Annotated in this window: 11 protein-coding genes, 3 tRNA genes and 2 pseudogenes; 7 read left to right on the plus strand and 9 right to left on the minus strand. The window is 65.3% G+C overall.

The features are described from left to right. Positions 1-120 precede the first annotated feature (120 nt). Positions 121-354, minus strand: a pseudogene (locus ACZ9GM_RS03070) (hypothetical protein); the annotation flags it as partial. 151 nt (positions 355-505) lie between these two features. Here ACZ9GM_RS03070 and ACZ9GM_RS03075 point away from each other — a divergent pair. The 3 genes and pseudogenes from ACZ9GM_RS03075 (at position 506) to ACZ9GM_RS03085 (ending at position 2,695) form a co-directional block, all read left to right on the plus strand. Beyond that, positions 506-1,625 (plus strand): annotated as a pseudogene (locus ACZ9GM_RS03075) (S-(hydroxymethyl)mycothiol dehydrogenase). Then, positions 1,622-2,266 (plus strand): MBL fold metallo-hydrolase, encoded by a 645-nt coding sequence (locus ACZ9GM_RS03080; RefSeq protein ID WP_291475209.1) that lies wholly within the window; start codon positions 1,622-1,624, stop codon positions 2,264-2,266. Before ACZ9GM_RS03075 ends, ACZ9GM_RS03080 begins: the two are co-directional and overlap by 4 nt. Before the next feature lie 45 nt (positions 2,267-2,311). Beyond that, complete coding sequence (locus tag ACZ9GM_RS03085) at positions 2,312-2,695, plus strand: metal-sensitive transcriptional regulator (RefSeq protein WP_291475207.1); 384 nt, start codon at positions 2,312-2,314, stop codon at positions 2,693-2,695. Between the two features lie 9 nt (positions 2,696-2,704). On the opposite strand, the gene ACZ9GM_RS03090 is transcribed toward ACZ9GM_RS03085, so the two are convergent. The 5 genes from ACZ9GM_RS03090 to ACZ9GM_RS03110 form a co-directional block, all read right to left on the minus strand. After that, the gene (locus ACZ9GM_RS03090; RefSeq protein WP_291475204.1) at positions 2,705-3,580 is read right to left on the minus strand and encodes a hypothetical protein; all 876 of its coding nucleotides are present in this window, start codon (positions 3,578-3,580) and stop codon (positions 2,705-2,707) included. 112 nt (positions 3,581-3,692) lie between these two features. Beyond that, positions 3,693-5,678, minus strand: a complete 1,986-nt coding sequence (locus ACZ9GM_RS03095) for a neutral/alkaline non-lysosomal ceramidase N-terminal domain-containing protein (protein ID WP_476037258.1) — start codon at positions 5,676-5,678, stop codon at positions 3,693-3,695. Between the two features lie 194 nt (positions 5,679-5,872). Then, positions 5,873-6,088: a hypothetical protein gene (locus ACZ9GM_RS03100; protein WP_291475200.1), complete on the minus strand. Its 216-nt coding sequence runs from the start codon at positions 6,086-6,088 to the stop codon at positions 5,873-5,875. A gap of 60 nt (positions 6,089-6,148) precedes the next feature. Next, positions 6,149-6,460: a hypothetical protein gene (locus ACZ9GM_RS03105; RefSeq protein WP_367273319.1), complete on the minus strand. Its 312-nt coding sequence runs from the start codon at positions 6,458-6,460 to the stop codon at positions 6,149-6,151. Between the two features lie 402 nt (positions 6,461-6,862). Continuing rightward, a tRNA-Ile gene (locus ACZ9GM_RS03110) sits at positions 6,863-6,939 on the minus strand. A 199-nt stretch (positions 6,940-7,138) separates the two neighbouring features. Here ACZ9GM_RS03110 and ACZ9GM_RS03115 point away from each other — a divergent pair. Next, positions 7,139-7,210 (plus strand) — tRNA-Asn (locus ACZ9GM_RS03115). Positions 7,211-8,636: 1,426 nt separating this feature from the next. After that, positions 8,637-9,905 (plus strand): alpha-hydroxy acid oxidase, encoded by a 1,269-nt coding sequence (locus tag ACZ9GM_RS03120; RefSeq protein WP_291475182.1) that lies wholly within the window; start codon positions 8,637-8,639, stop codon positions 9,903-9,905. Here ACZ9GM_RS03120 and ACZ9GM_RS03125 read toward each other — a convergent pair. The 3 genes from ACZ9GM_RS03125 to aceE all read right to left on the minus strand — a co-directional run bounded on the left by ACZ9GM_RS03125 (position 9,902) and on the right by aceE (position 14,011). Continuing rightward, positions 9,902-10,786 carry a serine hydrolase domain-containing protein gene (locus tag ACZ9GM_RS03125; RefSeq protein WP_291475180.1) on the minus strand — a complete coding sequence of 295 codons (885 nt, stop codon included), beginning with the start codon at positions 10,784-10,786 and terminating at the stop codon, positions 9,902-9,904. The two genes, ACZ9GM_RS03120 and ACZ9GM_RS03125, sit on opposite strands and share 4 nt — an antisense overlap. Beyond that, complete coding sequence (locus tag ACZ9GM_RS03130) at positions 10,783-11,127, minus strand: acyl carrier protein (RefSeq protein WP_291475177.1); 345 nt, start codon at positions 11,125-11,127, stop codon at positions 10,783-10,785. Before ACZ9GM_RS03130 ends, ACZ9GM_RS03125 begins: the two co-directional genes overlap by 4 nt. A 100-nt stretch (positions 11,128-11,227) precedes the next feature. Beyond that, positions 11,228-14,011 (minus strand): pyruvate dehydrogenase (acetyl-transferring), homodimeric type, encoded by a 2,784-nt coding sequence (gene aceE, locus ACZ9GM_RS03135; protein WP_291475175.1) that lies wholly within the window; start codon positions 14,009-14,011, stop codon positions 11,228-11,230. Positions 14,012-14,262: 251 nt separating this feature from the next. Here aceE and ACZ9GM_RS03140 point away from each other — a divergent pair, with 251 nt between their 5' ends. Then, positions 14,263-14,691, plus strand: a complete 429-nt coding sequence (locus ACZ9GM_RS03140; protein ID WP_291475258.1) for a DUF3052 domain-containing protein — start codon at positions 14,263-14,265, stop codon at positions 14,689-14,691. Positions 14,692-14,727: 36 nt separating this feature from the next. Next, positions 14,728-14,803, plus strand: a tRNA-Val gene (locus ACZ9GM_RS03145). Positions 14,804-14,932: the final 129 nt, after the last annotated feature.

A 14,932-nucleotide genomic window follows, 5' to 3' on the forward strand; every position in this document is an offset into this window, starting at 1 on the left:
GCGGTTGCCGTGGCCGTCCTGGTCCTGGACACGTCGGCCCTTGGTGTCCTTCATTCGTCGGCTGTCGGAAGTGATGACGCGGTCCTCCTCGTGGTCGACGAGATCGTCCTCGAGGAGGGCGTCGTTCGCGGTGAGGGAGGACCGGGAGCTGCCCTTGAGGTCGCGGACCTCGCGCATCCGCGGTTCCGGATCGAGGCGGTCGGCCAGGGCCTTGCGGCCGGCAGTGACGGCCTTGCGGGTGACGGGGGAGTTGATCACGGCCTCGTAGCCGCCGCGGATCTGTTCGAAGCGGCGGCGTCCTGCCTTGGTTCCGAAGACGTAGCCGGCTGCTGCTCCGATGACGAGTTGGATCATGGCGTCCACCCTATCGCAGTGGCGGACACGTCACGGGCTTCGCCGGTAATCTGGTTCCTTGAGTGGCGGCAGACCGTGAATCACGGTTTACTGTCAGTGAACGTTGCTGAAAACGATCCCGCACCACCCCTGAGAGAGGACCCGATCACCCGTGAGCACCACCGTCAAGGGCGTTATCGCCCGTGAGAAGAACGCTGCCGTCGAACTTGTGGACGTCGTCGTCCCCGACCCCGGCGCACACGACGTCATCGTGAGGATCCAGAGCTGCGGCGTCTGCCACACCGACCTCGCGTACCGCAACGGCGGCATCGGCGACAACTACCCCTACCTGCTCGGACATGAGGCTGCCGGCATCGTCGAGACCGTCGGTTCCGGGGTCTCCCACGTGGAGGTGGGGGACTTCGTCGTGCTCAACTGGCGCGCGGTCTGCGGCGAGTGTCGCGCCTGCAAGAAGGGCGAGCCGAAGTACTGCTTCGCCACGTTCAACGCCTCGCAGCCGATGACCCTGGCTGACGGCACCGAGCTGGAGGCCGCGCTCGGTATCGGCGCCTTCATCGAGAAGACCATCGTCCACGAGGGGCAGTGCACCAAGGTCAACCCGGAGGCTGACCCCTCCGCCGTCGGGCTGCTGGGCTGTGGCGTCATGGCCGGCCTCGGTGCCGCGGTGAACACCGGCGAGATCAGGCGCGGCGAGTCCGTCGCCGTCATCGGCTGTGGTGGCGTGGGCATGGCCGCCGTCGCCGGCGCGAAGCTGGCCGGGGCGACAACCATCATCGCCATCGACGTCTCCGACGGAGAAGCTCGAGCGGGCGAAGGAGTTCGGCGCCACACATGTCATCAACTCCGCGTCCCTGCCGGGCGATGCCTCCGCCGAGGGCGAGGACCAGCCGGTCGTACAGGCCGTCTACGAGATCTGCGGTGGTATCGGCACCGATGTCGTGGTGGACGCCGTGGGCGTGCCCGCCACCTACAATCAGGCTTTCTACCTGCGCGATCTGGCAGGACGCGTGGTTCTCGTCGGTGTGCCGACGCCGGGCATGGAGCTCAACCTCCCGCTGCCCGATGTCTTCGGACGTGGCGGCTCGCTGAAGTCCGCCTGGTACGGCGACTGCCTGCCAGAGCGGGACTTCCCGCTCTACACCGACCTCTACCTGCAGGGACGCTTCCCACTGGGTGACTTCGTCGATGAGCGGATCAGCATCGACGCCGTTGAGGAGGCCTTCGAGACGATGAAGGCCGGCAAGGTCCTGCGGTCGGTGGTGGAACTGTGAGTACCGCGTCAGAGTCCGGCCTGCGCATCGACCGCGTCGTCACCCACGGCGTCTTCGCTCTCGACGGCGGTCAGTGGGAAGTCGACAACAATATCTGGATCGTCGGTGACGACGACGAGGTGATTGTCGTGGACGCCGCCCATGACGCCGACGCCATCGTCAACGCCGTCGACGGTCGGAAGGTCCGTGGGGTGATCTGCACTCACGCACACAACGACCACATCACCGTGGCCCCGGAACTGGCCGAGCGGCTGGACACGCAGATCTACGTCCACCCCGGCGACCAGATGCTGTGGGACGAGACCCATCCGGGGGTCGGCCACGCTGACCTGGCTGACGGGGAGAAGTTCTCCGTCGCGGGCACTACACTGCGGGTCATCAACACACCCGGGCACTCGCCGGGATCCTGCTGCCTGTATCTGCCGGAGGCTAAGGTGCTGCTCAGCGGCGACACCCTCTTCGCCGGTGGACCCGGTGCGACGGGCCGGTCGTTCAGTGACTTCGGCACCATCATCGACTCGATCAAGGGGTCGCTGCTGACCCTGCCGGGCGACACCGAGGTCTACACGGGCCACGGGGACGTCACCTCGATCGGCGCTGAAGCACCGCACCTCGAGGAATGGATTGCCCGGGGTCACTAGGAACGCCGGTTGTCACTGATACCCCATGGGGGTATATATCGGTACATGGCTACCGGCGACATGAACCTTCAGGACATTGACCTCCTCGCAGCATCGGCCACGGGGAATCCCGTGGGCGGCTGCGGGTGCGGATGCTCCAGTGAGCCCGCGGAGAACGGGTACACGCCGGAGAAGAAACGCTACCTCGCCCGGCTCAAGCGGATCGAGGGCCAGGTGCGTGGGGTACACCGCATGGTCGACGAGGACGAGTACTGCATCGACGTCCTCACCCAGATCTCCGCGGTGCAGTCCGCGCTCAAGGGCGTGGCCCTGGCGCTGCTCGACGACCACATGCAGCACTGCGTGCTCCACGCCGCGCAGCAGGGTGGGGACGAGGCCGTGGAGAAACTCGACGAGGTCTCCGCAGCCGTCGCGCGGCTGGTGAAGTAGGGCAGAACCCTAACCCATCTGCGCGGCGCAGGTGGAGGTCCAACCTGAGGTGCCGTCGGTGAAGAACGTGGTGCCCGTTTCATGGATCGACGGGTCGCCACAGCTGGAGATCTCCTTGTCGAGCACGTGCGGGGAATCCACGCTCGGGGCACCGGTGAAGCCGATCACGGGGTCCGGGTCATACTGCTCGACCTCCGGCGTCGGCTGGGCCTCCGGGGTGTAGGCGTCGGCCTCCGGCTCGACGGCGGCTGCATCCGGCGCATCAGTGGGCTCCGGTTCCTTGGCGGTCGTGGAGGGCTTCTCGCCGAGCTTGTCGAGGCGGATGAAGGCGGTGTCTTCCCCGTCAGAGGTGTTCGAGAGGAAGTTGAAGGAGAGCGCCTCACGGTCTTCCGGGATCTCGAAGATCCAGGTCATCTCACTGTCGAACCCGGATCCGAGGTCAGCGTTGCATGCGGGGTTTCCCGGGATCTCGTAGAGACTCTTTATGGGCTGGTAGAGGGCTTCGCGGTCGGTCTGGAGTACCGCATCCACATATCCACCGGTACTGCGGCAGGTCAGGTCCATGTCGCGGTTCGTGTCATTGGTGACGGTGGTCTCGACGACGACGAACTTGCCTTTGTCCCTGGCTGTCACTTCCTCAGACGGACGCTCCTGCCCGGTGGTCCAGGAACCGTCCGTGTACTGCCGGATGGTGTCCGTCTCGTAGGCCGCGTTGACAGTCACGGTGGCGCCGTCGCCCTTGACCGGAGTGCCCATGCCGGGAATCGATTCGGTGGTGGACGTGGTGGATTCTCCAACGTCGCCGGAATCGTCGGAGGTACAGCCGGCGGCAAGTGCGCCGGTCAGGATCACCGCGCCGATGAGCGCGGACAGGCGGGATGTCATAGGTTCTCCTCAGTCGTGTGGGTGTCGACCTCGCCATCGGGGGTCAACCGGAGAAGAATCTAGTGCGCGGGCAGGACAGGGGTGGTTCCAGGGGTGAACGGACGTTCGACCGCTACACCACCCGCACCGCGGCAGTGCCTTCGAAAGGTGTCACCTGACCGGTGACGCCTCTGGCGTCCCCGCGAAGCTTGACCAGATAGTCGCCGGGCTCGGCCCCTGAGGTGTCCCAGTCGACCGTGGTGCGCACCCCGCTGACATCGCGGGCGAAAGTGAGCAGGGTCGACCAGGACGAGTCGTCGGCCACGACTGTCCCGTCGGCCTTGGTGACCAGAAGGTAGCCGTCCTCCAGGCGGACATTGTTGTTCGGGTTCGCTCCGGCGAAGACCACGGATGCTGTCTCACCTCGCGACACGTCACCCCCACCGGAAAGTACGTCGCCGAAGCGTCGTCCCGGCCACTCGATGTCCGGCGGCGCCAGCGCTGCGGGGGAGTCCGGGATGACGCCGGTGAGATCCCCGGCCGGCTGCCCGGTATCGACTTTCTCGTCAGAGGACAGGGCCCGGGCCAGCCGGTCGACGGTCTGCAGTGCCGCGGGCAGGGTGTAGCGGCCGAAGGCGGTCGCACCACCCTCGTAGTCCTGCTGCAGGTACTCCTCCGGGGTAGTCATGTAGTGGCCGTACCCGCAGCTGTAGCCCTGCACGACCACGCCGTTCTCCGGCACACCCATCGCGGACCCCACGGTCTGCCGGATGCGGCGTCCTGCGGTGATTGTCGGCTCGAAGCCCAGGGAGACCACGACCAGTCCACCGATGCGCCACACGCTGAAGATGTGGCGCTGCTGGATCATCCCGTCGACGTAGCCCATCGGCAGGAGCATGTCCTTGGGTTCGTGGACCTTGCGGACGTCCTCGGGGATCGGCGCGATCTGGTTGAGCTGGTGCACCCACGGCGACCCGCCGCGCTCGCCCTCGTTGAACCCGATGTCGAAATCCAGGCCGCCGCCGTCCTCCTGGCTCGACGCGGCGAAGGCGGACCCCAGGACCGCCGGGCCCGTCGCGCCGGGCTTACCGTCCGGCGTCCACTTCCCGTCGACCTGGACGCGGTCCATGTCGACCCACTGCGCCCGTCCGGCGACTCCGGAGCCCTCCACGCGGGTGCCGCCGGTGGACGTCGTGGCGGACGCCTGACGTTCGCCGAGGATCCGTGCGCTGGCCTTCTCGTCGGCGCCACCGGGACCGGAGTGGGGGACCAGGCCCATGTTCGGGGTGATATCGCCGGGCGTGCCCTGGGCGAAGACGGCGATGAACGGGGCGTTATCGAGGCTGCGGTGGTCCACCCCGGCATCGGTCTCCACCGACCAGGCGGCGTAGCCCTTGTTGTCGCCGGAGATATGGTGGATCTCAGGGCCGAACGCGGTGCCGTGGACGGAGTACCAGTTCACCAGCCCGACCGCGGAACCGTTGCGCGTGATGTGGAGGGTCACGGAGGTGCGGTCGATACCGCCGGGGTTGGCGTCCTTGTCCTCCTGCGGATTGCGCTCGAAGGCGAGGTGCGAGCGGTTCGCGCCGACCTCGTCCAGCTCGGTGCTGGTGAGCGTGAGCTCGGCCGGGCCGACGGTGTCGTGAGCGCGGATGATCGAGCGGACGATGCCGGTGACCTGGGCCTCGAAAGTCACCGGACGGAAGCCCATGGAGACCAGGTCGACCATGGCGTGCCCGGAGCGTCCGCCCGGACCGACGTGGGTGTGGGTGGCCTGCAGGACGACATTGTCCGCCCGGTAGGTGTCACCGTAGGTCTGCTGCAGGCGCCGGACGACCTCGAGGAAGACAGACTGGAACATCAGCGGCGTATCGACGGTGACCATGCAGACCCGGTCCCCGGTGGACCCGTCGACGTAGATGACGGCCCGGGAGAACAGCCGTTGGCGGATGCCTGCGGTGGTCTGTTCGGCGACCGCGTAGCCGTCCATACCGGCGCCCAGGGGCTCACCGGTGGTGTCTGCGATACCAAGGCCGACATCGATCCCTGCATCGCCTGAACTCCCGGGAGATTCGGCGGCAGCGGTGGGGGAGAGAAGCCCGGGAAGCGGGAACTCCACAGGACGGTGCCACCGGCCAAGGCCATGCCGGCGAGGACGCTTCGACGCGAGACGTTTTCAGGCATGAAAAGAGATTAAACCCGGGTTCGAAGTTCCGCAGGAGAAACTGCGAGATGCCTGGTCAGGCCGGGCAACCGCCGGAGCTGTGTCGTCCGGGGCATCCAGGTCCCGGGTCACCGGCGGGGTTGTGTTCTTCAGTGTGCGCCGACGCCAGATGACGCCAGATGACGCCAGATGACCAGGCCGACTCCGAAGATGTACATCGTGACGCTGAAGAGTCTGGCCGGGGCGGCGATCTCCGTGGAGCTGATCACGGACAGGGCGATCTTGTCCTCCACGGGCCGCTTCAGCAGTGCGCCGACGATCCATCCGGTGGTCATGACCAGAGCGTTGAAGATGAGGACGGCCAATCCGATGTCCTTCAGCGATGACCTTCAGCAGCGGTCCGAGTTTGTCGCCGAGGTCGATGATCAGGAAGGTGAACACGCCCACCAGCACGACGACACCGATGACGGCGATGATCTTCTCGAGCCGGGCGGCGACGTCCGGCGCCTTCGCCTTGATGACCGTGCCGATGGCCCCACCCGGCGAAACGGTGATGACGCCGACGTCCCCGGTGTGTCCTCGAAGAGTCGCACGGTGATCCATACCCACAGGGGCATGGTGGCCATCACGAGGATCGGGGCGATGACGGTGAGCACGATCGACAGCGGGACGTTGCTCTTGGCCAGATAGGTGAAGAGGTTGGTGGTGACTCCACCGGGGGCCGCGGCCAAGAGCATGAGTCCGACCGCGAGGACGGGCGAGAGATTGAGGATGAGGGGCGGGTGCCAGGGCGATCAGAGGGACGACCACCACCTGACCGGCGATTCCCCAGGTGACGGTGGCGGTCGAGCTGACGCTGCCTCTGAACTGCGTGGATGTGAGGGCTGAGGCCGATGCCCACCATGATCACGGCGAGTCCGAGTGGTGACAACTGTGCGGAGATGCCGACTTGCGTGCTGGTCTCCCTGCTGTAGTGAGCAACGTCTATCCGTTGTTTCCCGGGGGTCTACGGTGAGGCCGGGTTCAGTTGTGGTGTTTCGGGAAGAAATGTGCATGGGATTGTGGGGGGTGGCCTTCACCGGGTCGGGACGCGAAGAGGGGGGCGTCCTCCGCACTGTGGCGGAGGACGCCCCCTCGGCTGGTGGGGCCAGCGGGGCTCGAACCCGCGACCAACGGATTATGAGTCCGCGGCTCTAACCGACTGAGCTATAGCCCCGCGGCACAGTGTAGCGGGCTGTCCGGGCGGGGGGGGCACTGTGGTGGGACAAGGTGGGCGCGGGGACGGTGCGGGAAGGACGCGGCGATGGTGGACGTGGCTGGAAATGTGCTGTGACGTGCTGACTTGTGGGGCTACGAGGGGTCTGTGTAGAGTACATTCTCGTTGAACGGGCCAAGCCGGGCCCCGCAAAACGCCTTCCCCCTTAGCTCAATGGCAGAGCATTCGACTGTTAATCGAAGGGTTACTGGTTCGAGTCCAGTAGGGGGAGCATATTGATCCCCGTCACCTGCACTTCAGGCGACGGGGTTTTGTCGTGCGTGGGGCATTGTCGGACGGACTCTGTACTGGTGAGGGGGACGACCGTCCGGCCATAGAACCCCAGTGACGGGTGAGGTGCATGGGGCCTATATGAGTCTCTGTGACTCGCGGATCCTTTCGGGGACGACGGGCGACTGGCTTTCGGTGTCTCATGGCGGCCGGGACGGGAAGCCCGACAGGTGTCTTGCAGCGGATTTGCCTCCCCATGATCGGGGGTAGTGAGGTACTTGAAAGTATCAGATCTGCGACTGGGAGAAACAGATAATTCCACAACAGTGATAGTTTCACCTATTTACAAATACGCAGGTCGCAGAGCATGTGGTTTGTAAGTGGATGGTTAGTGTAGGGTAACTATCGCAAGACTGTTGTGAACATATAATGCAGTTGGGATAATTATCTCATGCTGGGGCACTGCGGGATTCTGGACAAGGGGATTAGTAACCGGTAGTTTCGTTTGCGGGTCCGAAAAGCGGTCCTGTGCACGACTTAATACCACGAATCAAGAGGAGCTCAACATGCTTACCGCCCTTCAGGAAATCCTTTCCACCGTCGCCGCCGCCATCGTTTCGGTCTTCGAGACCGTCGTCGGTTCCCTGGGTTAAGAGCCTCGGGGGGAGAGGTTGAGCCTCTCTCGATGGCAGTCCCCTTCCGCTTCGGCGGTGGGGGATTCTTCTATGTCTGCTGCCGGCGACAGTAAATGTCGTGGTCGCTACGAAGTTGCAGTTGGCGGCCCGGATCAGCTTCAGAAGTGCTATTGGCGTGGGGTGATCCGGGGCGGGTGAAGTTGCCCCCGTGTATGGGGTGTCAGAAAACCATCTTTACTGTAGTGGCTATTCCGGTAGTGTCAAACACGCTGTAATCACGGCCCGGGAATTAATGAATGGTGAATGCAGGTAGAATGCGGAAACGCTGGAGTGCTGCCATATTGTGACACTACTTACGGGATGTTTGCTGACTGGTATTACGTTATTTTCGCTGGTCCCGGGCGCGAAAGATCGGCTGTTCGGGACTTGTGGGGTCGGAAAGTCCTGACCTGTATTCATTTCCAGAGCCACACCGAGCAGCTTCGAAGACCATTTCCGGTCTTATGCACGACTTTCACCCACACTCACTCATGAGGAGTACAACATGCTTTCCGCTCTCATTACCATCATCTCCGTCGTTGCCAACACCATCAGCACGGTCTTCCTGACTGCTCTCGGCTCCATTCTCTAGTCTGCAGAGCCCCACAGCTCTCGCTGACCAGCGCGAGATCGACCCCCTTCTGCAGCGGCAGAAGGGGGTGTTTCCATGTCTGACCCTCGTGACTCTTGTGGCCTGACCACCGGCGTAGCGTGGAACGCGTCAACACACACCCGTCACGCAGGAGTCAGCTCATGGCGTCCCAACGCCCCACCCCGTCCGCACTCAAGCGCAGGTTCCCACCGGTCAAGGACCTCATGGAACTCATGCAGTTCGAGAAGCCCACTCTCGACATCACCGGACGGAAGATCTCCAAAGCCACCAGCGTCTGGGAACTCCGCCAGATCGCCAAGCGTCGCACCCCGAAAGCCCCCTTCGACTACGTCGACGGTGCCGCAGAGAACGAGATCTCCCTCCACCGGGCCCGCATGGCCTACCGGGACCTCGAATTCAATCCCGGTGTCCTGCGCGACGTCACCGCCGCCGACCTCTCCACCGAGGTGTTCGGGAAGAAGATCACCATGCCTGTGGGCCTGGCACCCACCGGCTTCACCCGTATGATGCAGACCGAGGGCGAGTACGCCGGCTCGGCCGCTGCCGCGGACAAGGGTATCCCCTTCTGCCTGTCGACCATGGGCACAGCATCCCTCGAAGATGTCGCCACCCACACCCCCGACGGCGACAACTGGTTCCAACTCTACCTCTGGAAGGACCGCGAGGCTTCCAAGGACCTGGTACAGCGCGCCTGGGCCGCCGGCTACCGGAACCTCATCGTCACCGTGGACACCGCCATTGCCGGTGCACGACTCCGGGACACCCGCAACGGCTTCTCCATCCCACCCCAGCTCACCTGGAAGACCGTCCTCGACGCCTCCTACCGTCCCGCCTGGTGGTTCAACTTCCTCACGACCGAACAGCTGTCCTTTGCGTCGCTGTCCCGCAGCTCAGGAACCGTCGCCGAACTCGTGAACCGCATGTTCGACCCCTCCCTCACCTTCGAGGACATCGACTGGATCCGCGACATGTGGCCCGGCAACCTCATCGCCAAGGGTCTGCAGACCGTCGACGACTCCCGTCGCGTCCTCGACCACGGCGCAGACGGCATTATCCTGTCCAATCACGGCGGACGCCAGCTCGACCGCGCCCCCGTCCCGCTCCACCTGCTGCCCAAGGTCCGCAAGGCCCTCGGCGACGACGTCACCATCGGCGTGGACACCGGCATCATGGACGGCGCCGACATCATCGCCGCCGTCGCCCTCGGCGCGGACTTCACCCTCGTCGGCCGGGCCTACATGTACGGCCTCATGGCCGGCGGTCAGCGCGGCGTGGCCCGCATGCTCGACATCCTCGAAGACCAGGCCCGACGCACCATGCGACTGTGCGGCGTGAACAGCATCGGCGACCTCACCCCCGAGCACGTCACGCAGACGACCAGCCAGGCAGCCTCCGGATACTGGGTCTAGGTCAGCGACTCCCACAGACGGGCATTGAACCCGTCCCACCGCTGCTTCGCCCAGTCACCGAAGTCGCGGTCGGTGAGCACCACCGCCGCCGTGCCGGACGGCCGGTGGAACCAGAGAAACGTGCCGGCCTGGCCGAAGTGCCCGGCGACATCCGCCGGCATCTCCGCGGGCAACCAGTGGGGTGACTTCTGCCCGTGCAGCTCGAATCCCAGCCCCCAGGGGCACGGACGCTGCCGGCCGTAGCCCGGCACCACGCCGTCCAATTCCGGGAACTGACTGGTCAGGGCCTCCGCCCACAGTGCCTCCGGCACCAGGGTGGGAAAGAGGAACTCCGAGGCCAACCGCGACAGGGCGTCCACCGACCCACGGAACCCGTGGCCCGCCGAACCCTCGATGACCAACTCCGCCTCAGCGATCCCCAACGGCTCACACACCGCGTCACGGACATAGGATGCGAAGTCCATCCCGACCTCCGTGACGGACGCCGTCACCAGGTCGGCGAGAATCTCGAAACCGGCCGAGGAGTAGATCCGCCGCGTCCGGGCGTCCTTTTCCCGGTCACGGCCATGGAAACCCACCCCGGAGGCGTGGGACAGCAGCTCGCGGACTGTGGCGTCCTGCGGGCCGTCGACGTCATGGCCGGTGGTGACCGCGACATCGCCGACCATGTCCTCGAGACTGAAGCAGCCCTCCGAGACAGCGACCAGGACCGCATAGGCACTGATCAGCTTGCTCACACTGGCGAGATCGAACACATGGTGCTGGTCACCGGTCGTCGCGACAGGGTCTACTGCGCTGCCCCCGGAACGCAGCACCGCTGCGGCGACGGTCCCGACCGGCCAGTCGCCGGTCTCCGCGAGGACGTCGCTCGGCTGTGTCATGCCGGGGAGGGGCCCTTCGGATTCTCGGCAAGGTCGACCAGGTCACTGACGGTCTTTGCGGACCATATGTCCTCATCCTCGATGCGCACCCGCAGGGCGTCCTCCATCTTCACCGAGATCTCTATGAGCGAGACCGAACTCAGGTCGAGATCCGCAGTGAGATCGGACTCCGCGGTCACGACCTCCTTGTCGACCCCCGAGACATCCTCGATGATCCGGGCGATCCGGCCCAGCGTGGTCACGTCCTCGACGGCGTCTGCGGCACGCTCCGACTGATCGTCGGAACTGCCACCGCCGAGCGCCCTGGCGAGTTTCTCCTGGGCCTCACGCGAGATCTCCACGGGTCACGGACCTTCCTGTCGGGGGTGGGGAACTGCCCCGCCACCGGCGGGGAACATACCCGCCGATACTAGCAACACCGTCGTACGGCGACGGCGGGGGTCAGGCCTTCGTCGGATCGTTGAGGTTGAAATCCTCCGCGGCCTTCTTCACCGTCTCCCAGGAGAGCTGGTGGTCACGGGCCAGCGCGGACAGCACCGCGACGACCACGGACTCGGCGTCCGAGTTGAAGAAGCGGCGGGCGGCGGCACGGGTGTCGGAGAACCCGAAACCGTCGCAGCCCAGAGTGGTGTACTCACCCGGGACGTAGGGGCGGATCATCTCCGGCACTGACCGGGTGAAGTCGGTGACACCGATGAACGGCCCCTTCGCGTCCTCCAGGACCTGGGTGACATAGGGCTTCGGGATCACACCGTCCGGGTGCCGCAGCTCGTCGAGGTCCAGGTCGCGGCCCTCGCGGGCGAGTTCGGCCCACGCCGGCACGGAGTACAGGGCGGCGTTGACGTCGAACTGCTCGCGCAGGATCGTCTTCGCCCGGATCGCCTCGGTCATCCCCACACCCGAGGCGAGGATCGTGGCCTGCAGGTCGGACGTGGGGGCGTCGCCGGCGTCTCCGGTGGAGTTCGCACCGGTACCGACCAGCTTGTCGGCAGGGGAGTAGAGGTAGATGCCCTTGAGCAGTCCCTCGACATCGAGGTCCGCCGGTGCGGCAGGCTGCTCGACCGGCTCGTTGTAGACGGTGAGGTAGTAGATGACGTTCTCACCCTTGCCGTCCGGGCCGGACCCCTCGCCGTACATGCGGCGGATACCGTCGCGGACGATGTGGGCGACCTCGTAGCCGAACGCCGGGTCCCAGGAGACCACCGAGGGGTTGGTGGAGGAGAGCACAGGAGAGTGGCCGTCCATGTGCTGCAGACCCTCACCCGACAGGGTGGTGGCACCCGAGGTCGCGCCGATGAGGAAACCGCGGGCCATCTGGTCGGCGGCGGCCCAGATCGAGTCACCCGTGCGCTGGAAGCCGAACATCGCGTAGAAGATGTACAGCGGGATCATGACCTCGCCGTGGGTGGCGTAGGAGGTGCCGGCGGCGATGAACTCGGCGACCGAACCCGCCTCGTTGATGCCCTCGTGCATGATGTGGCCGTCCGTGGCCTCCTTGTAGGAGAGCATGAGGTCGGCATCCACCGGCGTGTAGTTCTGGCCGTGCGGGTTGTAGATCTTCAGCGTCGGGAACCAGGAGTCCATGCCGAAGGTACGGGCCTCGTCCGGGATGATCGGCACGAGCCGCTTCTGGATCTCCGGGTCCTCCATGAGCTCCTTGAGCGTGCGCACCAGGGCCATGGTCGTGGCGACCTTCTGCTTACCGGAACCCTTGAGGACCGGCTGCATCACGGAGACGTCCGGGACAGTCAGCGGGGTGTAGGTCGTGCGGCGCTCAGGGAGGAATCCGCCGAGGGCCTTCCGGCGCTCCAGCATGTACTGGATCTCGGGGGAATCCGGACCCGGGTTGTAGTACGGCGGGAGCTTCGGGTTCGCCTCGAGTTCCTCGTCGGAGATCGGGATCTCCTGCTTGTCGCGGAAAAGCTTGAGGTCGTCGAGGGTCAGCTTCTTCATCTGGTGGGTCGCATTGCGTCCCTCGAAGTTGTGGCCCAGGCCGTAGCCCTTGATGGTGTGGGCCAGGATGACGGTCGGCTGATCCTTCGTCTCCATGGCGCGCTGGTAGGCGGCGTAGATCTTGCGGTAGTCGTGACCGCCGCGGCGCAGGGCGAAGATCTCCTCGTCGGTCATGTCCTCGACGAGCTTGGCGGTCTCGGGGTCCTTGTTGAAGAAGAACTCGCGGACGTAGGCGCCGTCCTTGCCCTTGAAGGTCTGGTAGTCACCGTCAGTGGTGGTGTTCATGACGTTGACCAGGTGACCGTCCTGGTCCTTCTCCAGCAGTCGGTCCCACTCTCGGGCCCAGACGACCTTGATGACGTTCCAGCCGGCACCGCGGAAGAAGCTCTCCAGCTCCTGGATGATCTTCGTGTTGCCGCGGACCGGGCCGTCGAGGCGCTGCAGGTTGCAGTTCACCACGAAGGTCAGGTTGTCCAGGTTGTTCACCGCAGCCTGCTGGATGAGGCCACGGGCCTCCGGCTCATCCATCTCACCGTCGCCGAGGAACGCCCAGACATGCTGGTCGGAGGTGTCCTTGATGCCCCGGTCGTTGAGGTATTTGTTGAACCGTGCCTGGTAGATCGCGTCCATCGGGCCCAGGCCCATCGACACGGTCGGGAACTCCCAGAACTCCGGCATGTCGTGCGGGTGCGGGTAGGAGGGCATCCCGTGCTCCGGGTTGGACTTCTCCTGGCGGAAGCCGTCCATGTCCTCCTCGGAGAGACGTCCCTCGAGGAAAGCGCGGGCGTACATGCCGGGGGAGGCGTGGCCCTGGAAGAAGATGTGGTCGCCGCCGCCCGGGTGGTCCTTGCCGCGGAAGAAGTGGTTGAAGCCGACCTCGTAGAGCGCGGCGGCGGAGGCATAGGTGGAGATGTGGCCACCGACACCGATGCCGGGTCGCTGGGCGCGGTGCACCATGATCGCGGAGTTCCACCGCATCCAGCGCCGGTAGCGCTTCTCCATCGCCTCATCACCGGGGAACTCCGGCTCCATCGAGGTGGGGATGGTGTTGACGTAGTCGGTTGACAGCAGCGGCGGCAGCGACACGCGCTGGGCAGACGCCCGCTCCAGCATCCTCAGCATCAGGTAGCGGGCGCGGTCGGGGCCTGCCTCGGAGAGCAGACCGTCGAGGGAGTCCATCCACTCCTGGGTCTCATCGGGGTCGGCGTCCTTGAGGTAGGACGCGACACCGTCGCGGATATTGCCGAAGTGGCTGTCGTGGGCGGGACTCATGGCGTTCCTCCTGGTTTGCGGAATCTGTGGGCGTCCCCGGGGCACAGCGGTGGTGGCCGTGGGGATGCACTCCTCCCGATACTAACCCCGCCGGGGACGTTCGGTTCGGGGGAGAAAACTCGGGGGTGGTGCGGTCTGTATTCGTGCTGCTCTGGTGCGGCACCGTCTGATCCCCTACTATTCAGTGCCAGAGCATGTTGCATTACACCCCCGGTGACGCCGGGAAACGAGGAAAGGTCAGGGACATAGCAGTGGGAGACGCCGCAGGGGCGACGGTGGGCAGTGACAACGACTGGGCTGAGCTCATGGATGTCACCGCAGGTCAGATCATCCAGGAACTCGGTTGGGACGAGGACGCCGACAGCGGAATCAGTGAATCGCTCGAGGACGTCATCGGCGGTCAGCTGCTTGACGAAGAGACCGACGAGATGGTCGACGTGGTTCTGCTGTGGTGGCGTAGTGAGGACGGCGACCTGGTCGACGGCCTGGTGGACGCCACCCGCAGTCTGGGGGACACCGGGCGGATCTGGCTGCTGACCCCCGCCGCCGGCACCGACGGTACGGTCGAGCCCGGCGAGATCGCCGAGTCCGCGCAGGTCGCCGGCCTGGTGCAGACGACCTCCACCCGTCTCGGCTCCTGGCAGGGGGCCTGTCTGGTGGCCCGCGGCGCGAAGCGCTAGAGTCTCGGGGGTCCGGTTCCCGGGGAATACCGGTTCGCGCACTTAGCTCAGCTGGAAGAGCAGCTGGTTTACACCCAGCAGGTCGGCGGTTCGAACCCGTCAGTGCGCACCATCGGTGACCAGCAGTTCCGTCCTCGCAGGAGGCTTCGGGCTGCTGGTCTTTCTGATACCTGGCTACATCTTGACTGCTGGTCGGGGTGGGTGAGTGCCTGTCGCCGCCCGCCGCCCGCCGCCACCGTGC

It is taken from the genome of Corynebacterium sp. UD i78 (genome assembly GCF_056280545.1).